Source organism: Micromonospora sp. NPDC020750, from assembly GCF_044334565.1.
GTDB lineage: Bacteria > Actinomycetota > Actinomycetes > Mycobacteriales > Micromonosporaceae > Micromonospora.
Genome location: NZ_JBIRTH010000018.1, coordinates 31,618 through 47,115 on the forward strand (window position 1 = coordinate 31,618; position 15,498 = coordinate 47,115).

Below are 15,498 nucleotides of genomic sequence, written 5' to 3' on the forward strand. Positions count from 1 at the left end.
GCGATCACCTTGCGTGACTGCCGGTAGTTTTGAACCCGCCGGACCCAAGGCTCACCTCCCCGGCGGTCCCGTGACCTGCGGGTCTTTGGGGTCACCCCCCACCCCTGGTCACGCAGAGTGAGTCAGTCGCCGTCGTCCTCGGCAATGAGTTTGCGCATGCGGGTCTCTGCGTAGCCCACGAGGCCGAGGGCGCGGTGCAGTGGCACGTCGCCGTCTCGGTAGAGAGTGCCGACGGCGGTGAGGCTGTCGCCGTCGTCGGCGAAGCGGTGCTGTGCGGTGAGCACCACGTACTCGGTGAGCACCCAGGCTTGGCCGTCGGAGTACGCGGCGAGGGCCTGCTCGATGGCGGCGGTGAGCGCGTCGTCGGCAGCAACCTGCTCAAGGGTGCGGCTCATCGTGCGGTCCGCCTTCCGGGGCTGGTCATGCCGTCTGCGGCGAGGCGTCGTACTGGCTGCGCTCGGCGTCCCAACGAATCTGCATGACGGTGTCCTCGTCAATGCGCATGTCGGCCGGTCCGTACGCGCCGATCTCGACGCCGTGCTTGGCGGTGGCCTCGGTGATGGCGGCGAGGAAGCCGGCGAGCCGGCGAGCGTCATCGCTGGTCACCGCTCTGGCATCCCGAGTGCGTGCCGAGTTGGGTGAACGTGCAGCATGGCGATGAGGGCGAGCCAGGCAGCCTCGAAGACGTCGGGCTTGCAGGTGCGGTGCTGCCCCCGGCTGTCCTCGATGATCCAGTCGCCGAGGTCAGCGCGCACCAACCCTTCGGGGGTAGCGATGTCGGCCCAGAAGCCACCCGCGTTGTCGCTGCCGAATGCGGGGCCGGCGTTCAGGAACTCCGCGACCCGAGTGTGATTGCGGCCGTTCCACTGGACGGCCGCGAACTCGCCGAGCATGTCGTCTCCATCCTCGGTTGCCGTGCATGGGGGGTTCGTCCATGGTCATCGTGCGTTCCACCCCCCGGGCTGATGTGTGGCGGTCTCCCGACCGTGGCATGAGGCGCACAGCGGGCGGAGCCGGTGGTCGGCGTCGGGGTCGGTGACGCCCTGGGCGACGAGGTCGCGGCGGCTGACCGGGTGGTGGTCGGCGACGGTGGCCCGGGCGGGGCAGAGCCGGCACCGGGGGTGGTCTCGCAGGTAGTCGGTGCGGCGTCGGGCCCAGGTTGGGCCGTAGCCGCGCTGGCTGCTGCTGCCTCGCGCCTGGTCTGCCTCGCGTGTGTGCGTGCCGCATCGGCCGCTTGGTGTGAGGTTGGGGCAGCCTGGGCGTGAGCAGACCTTGAGCGCGCGGGGCATGGTCGCCTCCGGTTGCCGTGCTGGTGGTGGGTGCGGGCAGGCCTCACCGCCAAGGCCTGCCCGCGTCCCCGCCCCGTGTGCCCCGTCCCGGACACGCAGCAGCCCGGAGGCGCTGAGCGCTCTACCGGGCTGTGGGCATAGACCACCTGTTCGTCAGGTGGTCAAACCGATCATGCTGCCAGGACCGGGGTGACGTCAAGTCGACGCCGCCGGCCGCGCCCGGTCTCCTCGGTCTGGAGCCTTTTGTCCCGCTCGATGGTGGCCGCCTGGTCGAGGGGCGAGTAGACCTCACGGCCGATGCGGTAGCGCTCCAGTCCGTCGCGTTTCCGCCAGTTGTGGATCATATCGGTGGTGACGTCGCTGCCGAGCCGGTGCACGAGCTGGGCGGCGGTGCCGTACTTGCGTCCGTCGCGGTGGGGGTCGAGCAGGGGCGCGTCGCCGGGGCAGCGGCCGGTGGCGTCGAGTGCGGACCCGCAGTGCGCGCAGCGGATCACGGTGCGTCTCGCCAGTTCGCGCCGCAGGCCGGGCAGTGCCAGGTGTCGGTGGCATCGCCGAGAGTGCGGGTGTTGACCCGGTCGGGATGCTCGCAGGCAAGCTGCTTGAGGGTGGTCTTGTTGTGCTCGGCCAACTCCTCGCCGGTGACGCCGAGGTGCTGGCCGCCGATCCTGTCGGGCAGGTCCTGGGACGACATCATGGCTTCCACTCCGATCGGTAGCCGGGCCGGTCGGCGTAAGGCAGGGCGAGCATGCGCAGCAGGTCGTCCCAGACGCCGCCGGTGGACGGCTGCACCGTCGCCCGAACGGAGTTGCCGCGCAGCTCGAACTGCTTGAGCAGCCGCCCGCTGGCGGCCAGTTCGGCGATGCGCTGGCGGCACATCGTCTCCACGTCCGGCCAGTCGTGCCAGTCGGGGATGTACCTGCCGAGAAGCTTCGGGTCCTTCAGCGTCAGGCTGGTTTGCTGCGCCCTGTAGAGCAGTTCCCGGGCGGTCGCCTCCTCGTCGTCGAGCTGGGCGCGCAGCCAGGTCACCAGGTCGTTCACGGTCCGATTCTCCCTCACTGGTCGAGCGGTTCGGTGGTGCGGCGGGCCCGGGCGGCGGCGAGGACGCCCATCAGCGAGTAGGCGGGGTGGCTGTCGGGGGCCAGGTGGGACCGGTCGTAGCCCTCGGTGGTGGTGGGGGTGGCGTGCCCGACGGCGTACTGGACGACCCGCAGGTCCTTGCCGGCGGCGAGGTTGAGGGTGACGAACGTGGCGCGCAGGACATGGGGACCCATGCGGGCGATGAGCGGCTCGGGCAGCCCGGCGGTGGTGGCGAGGCGGACGAGCTGCCGGCGCAGGTTGCGGGGGTCGACGCGCCCGCCGGTGTCGGTGACGAGCAAGGCCCGGCGGGGGCGGGCGCCGGCGGCGAGCGCGGGCAGCCGGTCGACGTCGCCGCGGGTGGCCAGGTAGGTGGTGATGCGCTGGTGGGTGGTGGGGATGAGCGGCACGGAGCGGCGTTTGCGGCCCTTGCCCATGACGTGCAGGACGGTGTGGCCCTGGTCCTGGCCGAGGTCCTCGATGTCGGCGCCGAGGAGCTCGGCGATGCGCAGGCCGGTGGTCGCGAGGGTCCAAACGATGGCGGCGGTGCGTGGGGTGTCGGCGTCGGCGGCGTCGAGGAGCGCGACGACCTGCTCGGCGGCCAGCGCGGGGGTGGGCACCGGGTTGGCCTGGGGCCGACCGACCTTGAACTTCGCGGGGTTCTTCCGGAACGCGACGTCCTGCTCGTCGAGCCACTCGTACCAGGACCGGACGGCGGAGAGCCGGTTGGCGCGGGTGCCGTCGCTGTAGCCGCGGTCGCGTAGTTCGGTGGCCCAGAGTTGCCCGTGGGCGGGGACGGCGTTGAGCGGGTCTACGCGGTGGTGGGCGCACCAGTCGAGCCAGGAGGTGACGCCGTAGCCGTAGCTGCGGGCGGTGTGCGGTGATCCGCAGGCGCGGAGGAACGCGGCGACCAGGTCGGTGAGTCGGTCGTGGGTGGTGGTGACGGGCACAAGGTCGGTCATGGCCGGGTCCTGTTCGTGTAGTGGATCTATCCGGTGGCGGTGCTGGTGGCCGGTCGGGTGGTTGCTGGAAGGGGTGCGAATCCCTGTTGATCTCACTGTTTAATGACAGTTATCGGGTGCCTGCCTGAGTCGGCTGCTGGCCCGCCTGGAGGATCGCGGCGGCCATCCGGGGGCAGGACGTCAGGTACTTCGGGTCGCAGCCGCATCCGTCGCGGTTGTGGATCTCGGTTGCTGCGGCGATCAGCTCGGCACGGGTCATCTCGGTCTCTCCTCTCGGTCCGGGTGGCCCGGGGCGCACGGTCGCACCCCGGGCCGGGGCGGTCAGCGAAGCTCACGGATGGCTGCGGCGATCAGGCTCGACGCACCCCTGTCGTCGATGTCCTCGACGTTGCCGTCCGCGCCCACCCGTCCGGGCACCAGTCCGGCGGCGATCAGCGGCGGGTACAGGTCGTACTCCCACCCGGAGTTGCCGAACGGCCTCTTGCCGTTGAAGCACTCGCCGTCCTCCCACACCTTGGCGAGCAGCTCGATCAGGTAGTCGCGGATGGTGGCAGCCTCCGCGTCGTTGTTCGGCAGGGTGAGGGCGAGGGCTTGGCGGGCGGTGGTGGGGTCGATGGAGTCGCTCATGGTCGGTCCTCTCGGGTCAGTTGCTCGGGTTGGGTGCGGCCCCCGCGACCGCACCGAGGACGGCGTCCCGGGGCCAGATGTGCTGCACACCCTCGACGGCGCCGGGCATCCCGCACGGGCAGCCTTGGCCGACGCACAGCCGGCCGGTGGCGCATACGACGGTCCAGGCCTCGACCGGCCCGGCGGTCTGCACGACGAGTTGCCGCTCCCCGCACTGCGGGCACGGGACTCCGGGCAGGGGCTGCCGGGCGGGGGCGAGTCCGACGGCGGCGCGCACCCACGTGTCTTCGTCGACCAGGTGCTGCCAGACGATCCGGGCGGTGCCGGGCTGGAGCCGGGGCAGCGCGTCGTGGATCCGCCACCACGGGTCGGGGCCGGGGGTGGCCCGGATCATGTCGGCGAGCCAGCCGAGCTTGCCGGTGAGGCGGTGGTCCAGTTCGGCCCAGGTGGTGTCCCGGGTGGGCCGGGTGTCGAGCACGAGGACGCCGGTGGGGTCGCCGTGGTCGCCGCTGGAGTGCCGGGTGCCGTAGCTCGGTGAGCGGAGCGCGGGGGCGGCGGCGAGGAGCTCGTCGGTGGCCTGGCGGGTCTCGGCGCGGGCGAGCTGGGCGAGCCGGGCCTGGGCCGCCCTGACGGAGTGCAGGGCAGTCCTGGCGTGGTGGTGGAACGGCGTCACGGGCAGTCCTCAGTGGTTGAGCGGGTTGCGGATGAAGCGGGCGAGGCGCAGGGCGGCCGGGTACGCGGCGGCGGTGTGGACGGGGCTGGCCGGGTAGTAGAGGCGGGGGTCGCCGGGGATCCGGATGTGGCTGATGCCGCGGCGGGCCGTCCAGCGGAAGACGTGGGTGCGGCCGATGCCGGCGATGGTGGCGACCTGGTCGGAGGTGAGGAGGCCGATCACCGCGCCCTCCGGGTGGCGGTCATCCCCGCCACCAGTGCGGTGGCGGCGGGGACGGCCAGGCGGCGGATCACGCGGGCGTTCCGAGGCCGACCGAGTCGCGCACCGGGAGGCCGTGCTCGGCGAGCATCTGCCGGCCGAGGTCGAGGGACTCGTCCTCCAGCGCGACCCGGAGCTCGTGGGCGATGTCGGGGTGCTCGGTCGGGTAGTAGCCGAGGTGCATCATCAGCTCGTCGGCGATGGCGGTCAGGCCAGTGACGGGGCCGATGGTGACCAGCGATGGGCGTTCCACCGGTCAGCCCTCCCGCGCGACGTTGGCCGGCTGGTTGGCCGGGCACCGGTCGGCGGGCACGGCGGCCTGGTGCTGGGCGGCCTCGGCGGCGATCTGCGCACGCACGTGCGACGGCACCAGGTCCAGCAGCGCCCCGGGGCACACCCACCGCCCGTACTGCGACTCGCCCATACGGCGGTAGAGCGGCGGGTGCTCGTCCTCGTAGTCGGCGAGGCCTTGGACGAGGTCCAGCACCCAAGCAGGCAACTCCAGCTCGCGGTCCGGGGCGACGAGGCGGAGCGTCTGGGTGAGGGCCTCAGCGGCCGTCGTGGCGTCGACCACCGCCGAGACGACCACATCGCCGGGCCTGAGCGCGCCGAGGCCGTCGGTGTGGAGGCGGGTGACGACGACGTCGTACCCGGCCGGCTGTCCGCCCTGCGCGCGGTCCTGGGCGGAACCGGGGGACGGCAGCGCGGCGGCTTTCGCGCGGTCCGCCATGCCGGCGAGCAGCTCGGCCAGCGCGGCGCGCATCTCGTCGTCAGTCGGCTCGGGAGCAATCTTCCGGGCGCAGGCCTTGATGGTGCGCTTGCGGGCGGCGCGTAGGCCGGTGCCGCCGACGTCGCCCGTTTCCTCGGCCCACGCCCAGAGCAGGTCGCTGGCTTCGGTGAGGGCCTGGCGCTGGGCCTGCTCCAGCGCGGCTCGGGCGTGGTCCCGCTGGGCGGCGAGCCGGGCGATCAGGTCGGCGACGGAGTCGGTGGGCGACTGGAGGCCGGCGGCGTTGAGTGCGGCCCACGCGGCGGTGATGGTGCCGCGGGCCTCGTCGCGTTCGGCGGCGGCGGTGACGAGGAGGCCGTAGCGGTACTCGGCGGTCTCGCGGGCCTGGTCCCGCTCGCGGATCACCTCGTCGCGGTCGCGGACCATGTTGCAGGTCTCGGCCTGCTCGCGGTGGAGCTGGATGCGGAGGTCGTCGCGTTCGGCCTCGAGGTCGAGGGCCCGGGTGGGGCTGGTGTTCCGGGCGGCCTCGGCGAGCCGGTCGGCGGTGGTGGGCACGGGGCGAGTCGGCTCCGGCGCCCAGATGCCGGCGGTGCGGGCGGCGTTGATGGTCATGGCGGGTCCTTCCGGGTCAGGCGGGCTGGGCGGTGGGGTCGCCGGGCTGGCACTCGGCGAGGTCGTAGTCGGCGGGGTAGGTGTCACCGTCCAGAGCGGCGGGCGCGAGCTTGGCGAGGGCGGCCCGCAACGTCGGGTCGTTGCCGAGCTGGAGCCAGGAGCTGGCGGCGGTGGCCAGCGACTCGATCTCGACCTCGGTGAGGTCGAGCAGCGGCAGGTGGTGCTCGGCGGCGACGGCCAGGTGCCGGTCGACGACGGCGGCGAGGTCGATGAGGCTGCTGGTGAGGACGTCACGGCTGGCCAGCTCGATGTAGGTGACGGAGCACTGGCTGATGCCGATCATGGCGGCGGCTTCGCGTTGGGTGAGGCCGAGTGCGTTGCGGCGGTTGCGGATCTGCTGGCCGAGGTGTTGGCGGGTGGGGTGGCTGCGTGCGGTGTCGGCGCGGCGGCTCATGGGCGGCGGTCCTCCTCGATCTCGTGGCGGATGGCTCTGGCGCGGGCGTGGTCGACGTACGGGTACTGCCGTCCGAGGGCTTCGTCGGCGTCCTCAGGGGGCGGCGGGGGCGGTGGGGGGACGTGGGCTTGGGCGCGGGCGATGGCGGCTTGTGCGGAGGCTCTGGCGCGGCGCATGCCGGGGGTCAGGTGCCGGTACGGGGCGGTCATTCGCCGGCTGCCTCTCGGGCGGCCCGGTGGGCGGCGATGGCGGCCTGCCGGCGGGCGGTCGCCTCGGCGATGGCCTGGGCGGCGCGGTCGGGTCGGCGCAGCGGGCTTCTGGGCGGGCCGGGTACGGCGGCCGGGAAGAGGCTGGCTCGGTCCTCGGTGGGAGTCGCGTCAGGGTTGCCGGGGACGAGGCGGAGAGCCGGGGGCGGGTCGGCTTCGCGCGCGCGGTCGTAAGTAGCGGTCGGATCTTGAGGTGGTTGCTGTTCCTCGACGAAGGTTTCGCTTGCCGGTGAGATCCGGTGGCCCGAAGGGCCGCCGGGGCGCAAGGGGGTCTGGGGGGCAGCGTGGCCCCCAGTGGTGCCTACGGCCGGGACGATCGGGAGTAGCTCGCGCCTTACTTCCTCCCCTGGTTCCTCCCCTGGTTCGTCGTGGTTCCTAGAGGGGGCTTCCTGGGCCCCCCTCGATGTCGCGTCAGAGCCCCCCTCAGGGGGGCTCTGTGGACCCCCCTGAGGGGGGCTCTTGCGGCCCCCCTGAGCTGGCCGCTTCGGAGCGCTACCCATAAGGGGTTCATCGATCTTTCGAGAGCCAGCGAGAGTCAGCGTGTAGACCGCGTTCTGTCCGACGCGGCCCGCCTGGGTGCGCTCGATGGCCTTCTCGTCAATCAGTTCTGCCAGGAGGCGCTTGACGACCCGGTAGCGGGTCTGCGTGCTACCGCCTTCGTTCCGAAGGACATCGGCCAGGGCGTCACGGCCGCCGAAGTACGTGGCCGCCGGGGTCTTCTCGCTGGCGTCGTCCAAGGAGGTGTGCGCCATCTTGACCAGCACCCGGAAGGCGCGGTCTGAGACGTGGGTCCACCTGGCGAGGACCAGGGAGACGAGGCGTGCACCCACGGGGGCAGCTCCTGCTCTGTCGTGCGGATCAGGTCTCGGGTGGCGGGTCGGGCCCCGGGGAAGTGGGGCCCGGCCCGCCCGGTCAGGCAGCGGCCGGCTGGCGGTCGCGGGCGAGGATGTCGCGCACCGTCGACCGGGGCACCCCCGTCGTGGCGGCGATCTGCCGGTCGCTCCACCGCAGCCCGGCCAGCCGGAGCACCACGACGTTCCGGTCGGCCAGGTCGGTGGTGTCCACCGCCTCGTCGGGCAGGGGCACCGCGGGGGCCTCGCACAGCAGCCGGTCCCCGGCGACCGTCCAGGCCGGCTGGCCGGTGAGGCGGGCGCCGTCGGTGCGGGCCATCGCGTCCAGGCCGGCGGACGCCTCGGCGATGAGCGCGGAGCGGGTGCGGTCCGGGTCGGTGATGGGCCAGACGGCCCGGTAGGTGTAGGTGGTCATCAGTCCTCGTCTCCGATGCGGCGGCGGTGCTCGGCCTGCCCGGGGGGCGCGTCGGGCAGGGTGTGACGTGCGTGCCGGCGGGGCAGGTGGCAGGTGCAGGGCTGGTCGCCGGTGTGGTCGGCGGGCACCTCGGTGTCGGCCTGGTAGAGGTGCGGGGCGAGCTGGCGGGCCATCACACGCCCCCGGCCGGGGCCGGCGTGGTGCCGGCCCCGGGGGTGTACTGGCGGCAGGAGCAGGTACTGGCGGAGCAGGTGCCGCGACCGCGGGTGCCGATGCTGTGCAGCGGCTCCAGGTGCCCGCAGCCGCACCGGCCGGGCTCGACGGCCACCGTGCCGCTGGCGGCACCCGGGTCGCGGCGGGTCACCGCTCGCCGCCCGGCTGCGCCATCTCCGGCCAGTCCTGCTCGCCGTACCCGCCGGCCGCGTCCGGGCCCGTCGGCTCGGCCGGCGCCGCGTCGAGCACCTCGCCCTCCAGAACGTCGCCCTGCGCGGTGGCCGTGCCCTCCGGGGCGTCCGGGGCCGTCGCGACCCGGTGCGCCTCGGCTGCGGCGCGCAGCTGCTCGCGGCGGAACTCGGCGGAGGTGGGCACCCACTTCTGGAGCTGCCGCACGCCGCTCTTGAGCCACATCGCGGCCTCGTGCTTCTGCCACGGGCTGTACTCGCTGTTTGCGCCCTGCGAGCTGGCCTTGATGCGGTCGATGTCGTCGCGGTTCAGCTCGACGACCCGGGACACCGCGCCGTCCTTCATCCGGGCGTAGGCGTAGACGCCGACGAGCCGGCCGCGGTCGGCGTCGCGGGCGAACGGCTTGTACCGGTGGACCGGCACCTCGTCGATACCCCGCTGGTAGCGGTACTCGTCGTTCTCTCGCACGACCTCGGCGACGACGGCGGCGACCGCGCCGGCCCGGTACATCAGCTCGATGTGTCCCTGGTAGCCGGTGATCCCGAGGATTTCCAGCCGACCCTTCACCTTCCGGGGGGTCAGGTAGTACTGCTCGGTGCCGGGCTCCAGGCCCTGCCGGGCGGCGTCGAGCAGTGCGGCCAGGAAGATCCCCGGGTTGTTGGCAGCGGCGGCCTCCAGCTCGAAACGCCCGTCGTCGGCGCGCTTGCCCTTCTTCAACGCGCCCTGGGCGAGGCGGACCCAGGTGGCGGCCTTGACGTGCGACGGGAGAACCTGGGCGAAACTCTCGCTGTACTGCTTGATCAGGCCGGTGGGGCTGGTGTCGCGGGTGGCGACGGCCTGGCTGATGGTCTGCGTCATGGTGGTGGCTCCGATCAGTGGAAGCGGACGAGGCCGCCGTCGGCGGCGAGGCGGAAGGCACGGGTCCAGTCGGCGTAGCGCTGGAGCTCGTACTCCCTGGACAGCGGGCCGCCCGGGCGGGAGGCGCCGTACTCGGCGGCGTGCTGCTCGAAGTCGGCGAGCAAGTCGCGGGCGGCGTCCGGGCCGATGCAGCCCTCGTTGTCGGCGAAGAAGATCAGCTCGTAGAACGGGCTGTCCGAGTGGAGCTCGGGGTTGAACTTCGCCTGGAGATCGGAGCGCCAGGCGTTGTAGCCCCCGTACGAGCCGGCCCGGAAGCCGTGCCGCTCGGTCTCGGCGGTGAACTCGTGGCAGCCGCCGACCATGAGGCCGGTGCCGCTGTGCTGCTCGGTGCCGAGAACGGGGATGCCCCGGAATGAGGCCGGGAAGCAGTCGTAGGCGAATGCCTGGACGTGGTCGTTGTCCTCGCACCAGCCGTCGGTGTGCTTGCCGACGTGCTTGAGGTGGCTGTACGCGGTGATGTCGAGTCCCATGGCTCCTACTTCTTGGCGCGGGCGGGAGTGAGTCGGTCGGTGGTGGAGGTGGTGGCGTACGCGGCGGCCACCTCGGGCTGCTCGGCGCGCAGCCGGGTCGTGTCCAGGCGGGCCACGTCGAAGATCGAGCGGGTGGCGACCTTCGCGCCGTCGTGCACGGCCACCCGGTTCGAGCCCAGCTCCACGCGCAGCCGCGCCTCGAACCGGTCACACAGCCGGGCCGCGGCGGCCTTGAGGGCGCGGGCCCGCCGGTAGCCGGCGGCGGTGGCCGGGCTGATCTCCTGCTCGGCGTCGACCAGGTCCGGGTGGAGTCGCTTGACGGTGGCGAGGGTCGCCGCGTGCTCGTCGACGTCCGGCGGGTCCCCGGCGTCGAGCCGGTCGACGAACCGCCGGCCGGCCTCCCGCATCACCGCCAGGTCCTGCTCGTCGCGGCGGATCGGCCCGTACGCCCGGAACCCGCCCGGGCCGAGTACGGCGAGGTGCCCTTCGTCGACGCCGAGGACGTCGATCTGCCAGAGCACCTGGGCGCGGTAGTAGACGGGGATGTCGTCGGTGCCGGGCTCGCCCCAGCCGTCCCACGACCCGGTCCACTTGCACTCCAGGACGGAGACCGCAGGTCCGGCCTTGCCCTCGCAGTCGGGGCACTCGAACGTCAGGCGCCCACCGGGCGAGGCGTACGTGCCCGCCCCGTCGCAGTCCGGGCAGGCCATCTTGATCAGCCGGTCGGGGGTGGCGCGCTGCCACGGCCGGTCGGGGTGGGCGTACAGGCCGGCCCGGGTGCCGACGAGGTTCTCGTGCGGGTCGTGGGTGTCGAGCCACCAGTCGGCGACCACGGGCTCGACGCGGCGGCCGGTGGTCATCTGCTCGTTGTCCTCGGTGCGCCAGTCGTTGACCTTCTGCCAGTACAGCGAGAACGGGCTGTCCCACGGGCTGATGCCGAGGACGGCGGCGATCTCCGACGCGGTGACGCCCTCGCGGCGCAGCTTGTGCCAGTCCGGGTTGTCCGGGGTGGCCAGCTCGGCGGGGAGCAGCTCCACGGCCGTCATGCCGCCACCGCCTGACCCCGGGCGCGGCGGCGCAGGATCGCGCGCCGCTCAGGCTCGGTCCGGCCACCCCAGATGCCGTAGGGCTGGCGGGTGGTCAGCGCCCACTCCAGGCAGTCGGCCTGGACGTCACAGCGGGAGCAGACCTTCTTCGCCGGGCGGGGGGAGCCGCCCTTCTCGGGGAAGAACGCCTCCGGGTCGGTCTCGGCGCAGAGGCCCTCGGCCTGCCACTCGGGGCGGGCGTCGGCGATCAGTCGCAGGCTCACGGCTGCTCCTCGGTGTCGGTCAGGGCGCGGACGGCGCACGTGTCGATGGGGCCGGTGGTGGCGAGCGCGGTCAGGTCGCCGGCCGGCGCGGTGGTGCGGAGTCCGTCGACCCACTGGACGAGGTCGTCGGGCTCGTCGGTGGTGGGGCGGCGGGTGATGGCGGCGATCACCTGGCGGGGGCTCACCGCGCGCCGCCCTGGCGGTGCTGGCCGACGTAGCCGGCCGGGCGGACCGCGCTCGCCGGCTCCGGGGCCGGGGCCGGGCGGATGGCGGTGGGCAGGATGGCCGTGGGCAGGCCCGAGTGGTCGGCCGGCGGGCGGCGCAGGGCGATCAGCTCGGGGTAGGTGGTCATCGGGCGTCTCCCGGGTGGGTCAGGGGCAGCTCGGCCACGTACGCCTGCCACCAGTCGGTCAGCGAGGGGCGGCGGTCCTGCCGTGCGTCCAGCTCGTCGCGCATGGCCTCGATCCGGGCCCGCTGGTGATCGACCTGGACGGTCAGCCGCTCGACCTCGCGGATGGCCTCGTCGCGGTCGGCGGTGGCCTGGTCCCTGTCGGCGGCGAGCTGGTCGGCGTCGAGGGCGTCGAGGTGGCCGAGGGCCAGCGCGATGATCAGGGCGGCGACCGCGACGGCCAGGGCGACCACGAGGCCGACCTCCAGGGCGCTCACGCCGCGCTCCTGAGTGCCGGGTCGACCAGCGGGGCCAGGCCGGGCAGGTGCGTCGGCAGGGTGTGCACCCCGGCGGTCAGGTACGCGTCCGGGCCGGGCAGCTCGCCCACGGCGACGAGCCGCCAGTAGTCGCACTCGTCGTCGTGCACGTCGCCGTCCACGTGCCCGCACAGCGGGTCGGCGACCGTGAGCGGCCAGGCGGGGGCGATGTCGGCGGTCATCCGCAGCGGGCCGGTCACTGGGTGCCGCCGGTGGCGAGACGCGCCTCCAGCTCGGCGACCCGGGCGCGGGCCGCCTCCAGCTCGGTCTGCTCCTGCGGGGACTGGAGCGCGACGACGAGTTCCGGGCCGTGCGGCATCCCGTCGAGCGGGATCACCGCTTCGGCGACCGGAATGCAGTTGCTGTTCACGACGACCGACTCGCCGAGGTGGGCGGCCCACCGCTCCAGGTCGGCGCGGGACTTCAGCACGGCCCCGAGGCGCATCTGCCACGTGGGCAGCGGCAGGTCAGTGGTGGCGATGGCGTCGGCGAACTTGCGCAGCTCGGCGGCCAGGCGCTCGCGGACGGTCGGCTCGGCCGGGCTGGCGTCGTCGGCGGTCCCGCCGGTGGCCGCCTCGTACGCGGCGATCAGCGCGGCGTGCGCCCGGCCCTGGGCCAGCTCGACGTCGACGCCGGACTCCCAGTCGAGCCCGTACGCCTCGATGACCTCGGAGACGGCGGCGAGCAGGTTTGGCGTGGGGGTTGCGCCCGGGGCGAGACCGGCGCCGGTGACCGCGCCGGCGGCCTGGGCCAGCGTCAGCCCCGTCATGGTCAGCGCGGTGATCTCGCCGCCGTCGGCGGTCCGGGCGTGGATCTCCCGGCCGGACGGGTGGATCAGGGTGCGGATGGTGGTGTCGTCGGCCATCGGCGACGTGGCGTCGTACCGCCAGCCGGCGGCGTGCAACGCCCGGGCGGTGGTCGTGACGGCGGTTAGGCCGGGGGTCGGGATAGGGTTCGGGTGCATCTGGACTCCTCGTGTGAGCGTGTGGTCCGGGTGTTGAGTCCCTGCCGTGGCATCGGTGGGGGCTCGCTTGTGTCAGGCGGCGGCGCGGGCCTTCTCCTTGCCGCGCTCGAGGTACGCGACGAGCGACTCGTGGGTGACCCGCCGCTGTGTGCCGACGAGGGTGACCTCGAGCTCTCCGGCGGCGATCAGGTTGCTGACCGTGCGGCGGGAGCAGTCGAGGAGCAGGCCGGCTGCCGGGAGGCGGTAGGCGAGGCGCGGGGACGTCGGACGGTTCAGGGTGCCGGTTCCGGCACTGTCGTTGCCAGGCATGGCACTGACGGTACACGCGGTGCCGTCCAGTGCCAACCCCGGCACTCGCCGTACTTTCGGTTGCTGTCCGATGACCGTCCAGGCCCTACGCTGTGCCCATGTCTCTCATCGATGTGCTGGGTTCGACGACTCCGCTGGCCGCTCCTCCACGGAGCCGAACCCGGCACCCGAACCACGTTCGGCACGAGAGTCCCGCAAGCGGCACTTACGATCAGCTTGTGCCAGTCAGTGCCAGCCAGGACCCGCGCGCAATCGCGTTCGCGCGGTTCGTCAAACGCGCCCTCGACGAGGCCGTGAAAGACCGCGGCATGTCGATCGAGGACGTAGAGACCCGCACCGGGCTGGGCCGCTCGACCATGTACCGATGGCGCCGGGCCGAGATCCGCGACCCGCAGCGCACCCAGGTCCACCAGTTCTGCGACGGCCTCGGCATCCCCCGGACCGTCGCCTCCCAGATCCTCGGCTGGGACGGCAACCCGCCCTCCCCCGAGCCCGAGCCGTCCGTCGACCCCGACCTACGCGCGGTCATGCGACGGCTGAACAACCCCGGCGTCAGCGCCGAGGAGAAGACGGCGATCCGCGCCACGCTGAGGTACCTCGCCAAGGGGGGATAAGCCCATGCCACGCCAGCCGAACCGCCGACCAAAGATCTACAAGGGGGCGGACGGCCTGTGGCACTGCTACGTCACCCTCGGGCTGAAGGACAACGGCCAGCTCGACCGCCGCCACCGCGAAGGCCGCACGGCGGCCGAGGTCGGACGCAAGGTCGATGAACTGCTGGAGCGTAGTAAGCGCGGCGGCGGCGTCCCTCAGAAAATCGAGACTGTGGAGCAGTGGCTTCTGCACTGGCTGGAGAACGTCATCCGGCCGAACCGGGCGTGGGGGACGTACACCGCCTACCGGTCCCTCATCGTGAACTACGTGGTGCCGCACATCGGCGCTTGGAAGCTCGACGGGCACGCGCGCCGCCTGGAGCCGGAGCACCTGGAGACGATGTACCGGAAGATGGGCGAGACAAAGATCGTGCGCGGCAGCCGGGCCAGGGGCGGCCCGGTGACCCTGTCCGAGTCCACGGTGCACAAGACCCACCGGATGCTGCACAAGGCGCTCCGCGACGCCGTACGGCGCGGCAAGGCGTCTCGAAACGTGTGCGAGCTGATCGACCCACCCCGGGCCCGGGGGCAGAAGGTCGCCGCGCTGACCCTCGCTGAGACGCAGGCCGTGATCCAGGCCGCCCTAGACGACGACCTCGCCGCCCGGTGGCTGCTGGGGCTACTGCTCGGGCCCCGCCAGGGCGAAACGCTGGGGCTGCGGTGGTCCCGGGTCCACCTGGACCCGCCAGCGTCAGAGGAGCCGCACCTGGAGCTGGAGACGCAGCTCCAGCGGCGGACATGGCAGCACGGCTGCGACGACCCGGCGGCGTGCGCAGCGGAGCGGCACCGCAAGCCGTGCCCGCGGCGGTGGGAGCACGGCTGCAAGACCCCCACTGCGTGTCGGCCGCAGGCGCACCGGTGTCCATCTCGGCGGCAGGGGACTGGGTGCCCTCGGCACGTCCGCCCGTGTCCGCCGCCATGCCCGCCAGACTGCGCCGGCCACGCCCAACACTGCCCGCAGCGGCACGGCGGCGGCCTGATCGAGGTCGACCTGAAGACGGAGAAGAGCGTGCGGTCACTGGTGCTGCCGGCCGTGCTGGTCGAGCTGCTGCGACAACACCGGGCGCGGCAGCAGCAGCTGCGGGAGCTGGTCGGCGGGAAGTGGGATTCGGCCGGCCTGGTGTTCGCCACGCCCGCCGGCGGGCCGATCGACGCGAGCCAGGACCACCGGGCGTGGGAGGAACTGCTCCGGCGGGCGGGGGTGGCCGATGCGAAACTTCACGCGGCCCGGCACACCGCCGGGACCATGCTGGTGGCGTCCGGCGCCGACATCAGCGTGGTCCAGGAGATGCTCGGCCACACCCAGATTTCGACCACGCGGATCTACGTGGATGTGGCGCAGAAGACGAAGCGGGAGGCGGTCGACCGGGCGGTGTCCGCGCTCATGGACGGCAACCTCGCGGCCCTACTGCAACGGGATGCTGCAACGGAGCGTCGGGCGAGCTGATCTTCAGGGCAATGAAAAAGGCCCCGCGACCTGGGCATTTAGCCTGGTCACGGGGCCTTTCGGTTACCCGAGCCGCCTGACGGAATCGAACCGTCGACCTACGCATTACGAGT

At 72.9% G+C, this 15,498-nt stretch carries 30 protein-coding genes; 2 read left to right on the top strand and 28 right to left on the bottom strand.

Going from position 1 to position 15,498, the window contains the following annotated elements; all coding sequences use genetic code 11:
• Positions 1-122: 122 nt before the first annotated feature.
• The 28 genes from ACH4T9_RS31250 to ACH4T9_RS31385 all read right to left on the bottom strand — a co-directional run bounded on the left by ACH4T9_RS31250 (position 123) and on the right by ACH4T9_RS31385 (position 13,285).
• Positions 123-395: a hypothetical protein gene (locus ACH4T9_RS31250; protein ID WP_396674983.1), complete on the bottom strand. Its 273-nt coding sequence runs from the start codon at positions 393-395 to the stop codon at positions 123-125.
• Positions 396-420: 25 nt separating this feature from the next.
• Positions 421-606, bottom strand: a complete 186-nt coding sequence (locus tag ACH4T9_RS31255; protein WP_396674985.1) for a hypothetical protein — start codon at positions 604-606, stop codon at positions 421-423.
• Positions 603-893, bottom strand: a complete 291-nt coding sequence (locus ACH4T9_RS31260) for a hypothetical protein (RefSeq protein WP_396674986.1) — start codon at positions 891-893, stop codon at positions 603-605. The genes ACH4T9_RS31255 and ACH4T9_RS31260 overlap by 4 nt, the downstream gene beginning before the upstream one ends.
• Positions 894-1,459: 566 nt before the next feature.
• On the bottom strand, positions 1,460-1,783 hold the full coding sequence (locus ACH4T9_RS31265; RefSeq protein WP_396674987.1) for a hypothetical protein: 324 nt from the start codon (positions 1,781-1,783) through the stop codon (positions 1,460-1,462).
• Positions 1,780-1,983: a hypothetical protein gene (locus tag ACH4T9_RS31270; RefSeq protein ID WP_396674989.1), complete on the bottom strand. Its 204-nt coding sequence runs from the start codon at positions 1,981-1,983 to the stop codon at positions 1,780-1,782. The genes ACH4T9_RS31265 and ACH4T9_RS31270 overlap by 4 nt, the downstream gene beginning before the upstream one ends.
• The gene (locus tag ACH4T9_RS31275) at positions 1,980-2,327 is read right to left on the bottom strand and encodes a DUF6221 family protein (RefSeq protein WP_396674990.1); all 348 of its coding nucleotides are present in this window, start codon (positions 2,325-2,327) and stop codon (positions 1,980-1,982) included. The genes ACH4T9_RS31270 and ACH4T9_RS31275 overlap by 4 nt, the downstream gene beginning before the upstream one ends.
• A 14-nt stretch (positions 2,328-2,341) precedes the next feature.
• Entirely contained in the window at positions 2,342-3,325 is a 984-nt protein-coding gene (locus ACH4T9_RS31280) for a tyrosine-type recombinase/integrase (RefSeq protein ID WP_396674991.1), read from the bottom strand.
• 109 nt (positions 3,326-3,434) lie between these two features.
• A complete protein-coding gene (locus ACH4T9_RS31285; RefSeq protein WP_396674993.1) occupies positions 3,435-3,584 on the bottom strand; it encodes a hypothetical protein in 150 nt (49 codons plus the stop codon).
• 62 nt (positions 3,585-3,646) lie between these two features.
• Complete coding sequence (locus tag ACH4T9_RS31290; RefSeq protein WP_396674994.1) at positions 3,647-3,952, bottom strand: hypothetical protein; 306 nt, start codon at positions 3,950-3,952, stop codon at positions 3,647-3,649.
• Positions 3,953-3,968: 16 nt separating this feature from the next.
• The gene (locus ACH4T9_RS31295; RefSeq protein ID WP_396674996.1) at positions 3,969-4,625 is read right to left on the bottom strand and encodes a hypothetical protein; all 657 of its coding nucleotides are present in this window, start codon (positions 4,623-4,625) and stop codon (positions 3,969-3,971) included.
• Between the two features lie 9 nt (positions 4,626-4,634).
• Positions 4,635-4,847, bottom strand: a complete 213-nt coding sequence (locus tag ACH4T9_RS31300; protein WP_396674997.1) for a hypothetical protein — start codon at positions 4,845-4,847, stop codon at positions 4,635-4,637.
• A 67-nt stretch (positions 4,848-4,914) separates the two neighbouring features.
• Positions 4,915-5,136, bottom strand: a complete 222-nt coding sequence (locus ACH4T9_RS31305; protein WP_396674998.1) for a hypothetical protein — start codon at positions 5,134-5,136, stop codon at positions 4,915-4,917.
• Between the two features lie 3 nt (positions 5,137-5,139).
• Entirely contained in the window at positions 5,140-6,222 is a 1,083-nt protein-coding gene (locus ACH4T9_RS31310) for a hypothetical protein (RefSeq protein WP_396674999.1), read from the bottom strand.
• 16 nt (positions 6,223-6,238) lie between these two features.
• A complete protein-coding gene (locus tag ACH4T9_RS31315; protein ID WP_396675001.1) occupies positions 6,239-6,676 on the bottom strand; it encodes a helix-turn-helix domain-containing protein in 438 nt (145 codons plus the stop codon).
• Entirely contained in the window at positions 6,673-6,885 is a 213-nt protein-coding gene (locus ACH4T9_RS31320; RefSeq protein ID WP_396675002.1) for a hypothetical protein, read from the bottom strand. Before ACH4T9_RS31320 ends, ACH4T9_RS31315 begins: the two co-directional genes overlap by 4 nt.
• Before the next feature lie 969 nt (positions 6,886-7,854).
• Complete coding sequence (locus ACH4T9_RS31325) at positions 7,855-8,208, bottom strand: hypothetical protein (protein WP_396675004.1); 354 nt, start codon at positions 8,206-8,208, stop codon at positions 7,855-7,857.
• Positions 8,208-8,381 (bottom strand): hypothetical protein, encoded by a 174-nt coding sequence (locus ACH4T9_RS31330; RefSeq protein ID WP_396675005.1) that lies wholly within the window; start codon positions 8,379-8,381, stop codon positions 8,208-8,210. The genes ACH4T9_RS31325 and ACH4T9_RS31330 overlap by 1 nt, the downstream gene beginning before the upstream one ends.
• Positions 8,381-8,572 carry a hypothetical protein gene (locus ACH4T9_RS31335; protein ID WP_396675007.1) on the bottom strand — a complete coding sequence of 64 codons (192 nt, stop codon included), beginning with the start codon at positions 8,570-8,572 and terminating at the stop codon, positions 8,381-8,383. Before ACH4T9_RS31335 ends, ACH4T9_RS31330 begins: the two co-directional genes overlap by 1 nt.
• The gene (locus ACH4T9_RS31340; protein ID WP_396675009.1) at positions 8,569-9,468 is read right to left on the bottom strand and encodes a recombinase RecT; all 900 of its coding nucleotides are present in this window, start codon (positions 9,466-9,468) and stop codon (positions 8,569-8,571) included. Before ACH4T9_RS31340 ends, ACH4T9_RS31335 begins: the two co-directional genes overlap by 4 nt.
• A 14-nt stretch (positions 9,469-9,482) precedes the next feature.
• Positions 9,483-9,998, bottom strand: coding sequence for a hypothetical protein (locus ACH4T9_RS31345; RefSeq protein WP_396675011.1), 516 nt, complete (start codon positions 9,996-9,998; stop codon positions 9,483-9,485).
• A 5-nt stretch (positions 9,999-10,003) separates the two neighbouring features.
• Complete coding sequence (locus ACH4T9_RS31350) at positions 10,004-11,044, bottom strand: YqaJ viral recombinase family protein (RefSeq protein WP_396675012.1); 1,041 nt, start codon at positions 11,042-11,044, stop codon at positions 10,004-10,006.
• Complete coding sequence (locus ACH4T9_RS31355) at positions 11,041-11,307, bottom strand: WhiB family transcriptional regulator (protein WP_396675014.1); 267 nt, start codon at positions 11,305-11,307, stop codon at positions 11,041-11,043. The genes ACH4T9_RS31350 and ACH4T9_RS31355 overlap by 4 nt, the downstream gene beginning before the upstream one ends.
• On the bottom strand, positions 11,304-11,492 hold the full coding sequence (locus ACH4T9_RS31360) for a hypothetical protein (protein ID WP_396675015.1): 189 nt from the start codon (positions 11,490-11,492) through the stop codon (positions 11,304-11,306). Before ACH4T9_RS31360 ends, ACH4T9_RS31355 begins: the two co-directional genes overlap by 4 nt.
• The gene (locus ACH4T9_RS31365) at positions 11,489-11,659 is read right to left on the bottom strand and encodes a hypothetical protein (RefSeq protein ID WP_396675016.1); all 171 of its coding nucleotides are present in this window, start codon (positions 11,657-11,659) and stop codon (positions 11,489-11,491) included. Before ACH4T9_RS31365 ends, ACH4T9_RS31360 begins: the two co-directional genes overlap by 4 nt.
• Positions 11,656-11,973, bottom strand: a complete 318-nt coding sequence (locus ACH4T9_RS31370) for a hypothetical protein (protein WP_396675017.1) — start codon at positions 11,971-11,973, stop codon at positions 11,656-11,658. The genes ACH4T9_RS31365 and ACH4T9_RS31370 overlap by 4 nt, the downstream gene beginning before the upstream one ends.
• Positions 11,970-12,212 carry a hypothetical protein gene (locus tag ACH4T9_RS31375; RefSeq protein ID WP_396675019.1) on the bottom strand — a complete coding sequence of 81 codons (243 nt, stop codon included), beginning with the start codon at positions 12,210-12,212 and terminating at the stop codon, positions 11,970-11,972. The genes ACH4T9_RS31370 and ACH4T9_RS31375 overlap by 4 nt, the downstream gene beginning before the upstream one ends.
• Positions 12,209-12,976, bottom strand: a complete 768-nt coding sequence (locus ACH4T9_RS31380; RefSeq protein WP_396675020.1) for a hypothetical protein — start codon at positions 12,974-12,976, stop codon at positions 12,209-12,211. The genes ACH4T9_RS31375 and ACH4T9_RS31380 overlap by 4 nt, the downstream gene beginning before the upstream one ends.
• Positions 12,977-13,048: 72 nt before the next feature.
• Positions 13,049-13,285 carry a helix-turn-helix domain-containing protein gene (locus tag ACH4T9_RS31385; protein WP_396675022.1) on the bottom strand — a complete coding sequence of 79 codons (237 nt, stop codon included), beginning with the start codon at positions 13,283-13,285 and terminating at the stop codon, positions 13,049-13,051.
• A 98-nt stretch (positions 13,286-13,383) separates the two neighbouring features.
• Between ACH4T9_RS31385 and ACH4T9_RS31390 the strand changes: the two genes are divergently transcribed.
• Together ACH4T9_RS31390 and ACH4T9_RS31395 are read left to right on the top strand one after the other, a co-directional pair.
• Complete coding sequence (locus ACH4T9_RS31390) at positions 13,384-13,899, top strand: helix-turn-helix domain-containing protein (protein ID WP_396686875.1); 516 nt, start codon at positions 13,384-13,386, stop codon at positions 13,897-13,899.
• A gap of 4 nt (positions 13,900-13,903) precedes the next feature.
• A complete protein-coding gene (locus ACH4T9_RS31395) occupies positions 13,904-15,385 on the top strand; it encodes a tyrosine-type recombinase/integrase (RefSeq protein ID WP_396675025.1) in 1,482 nt (493 codons plus the stop codon).
• Positions 15,386-15,498 lie beyond the last annotated feature (113 nt).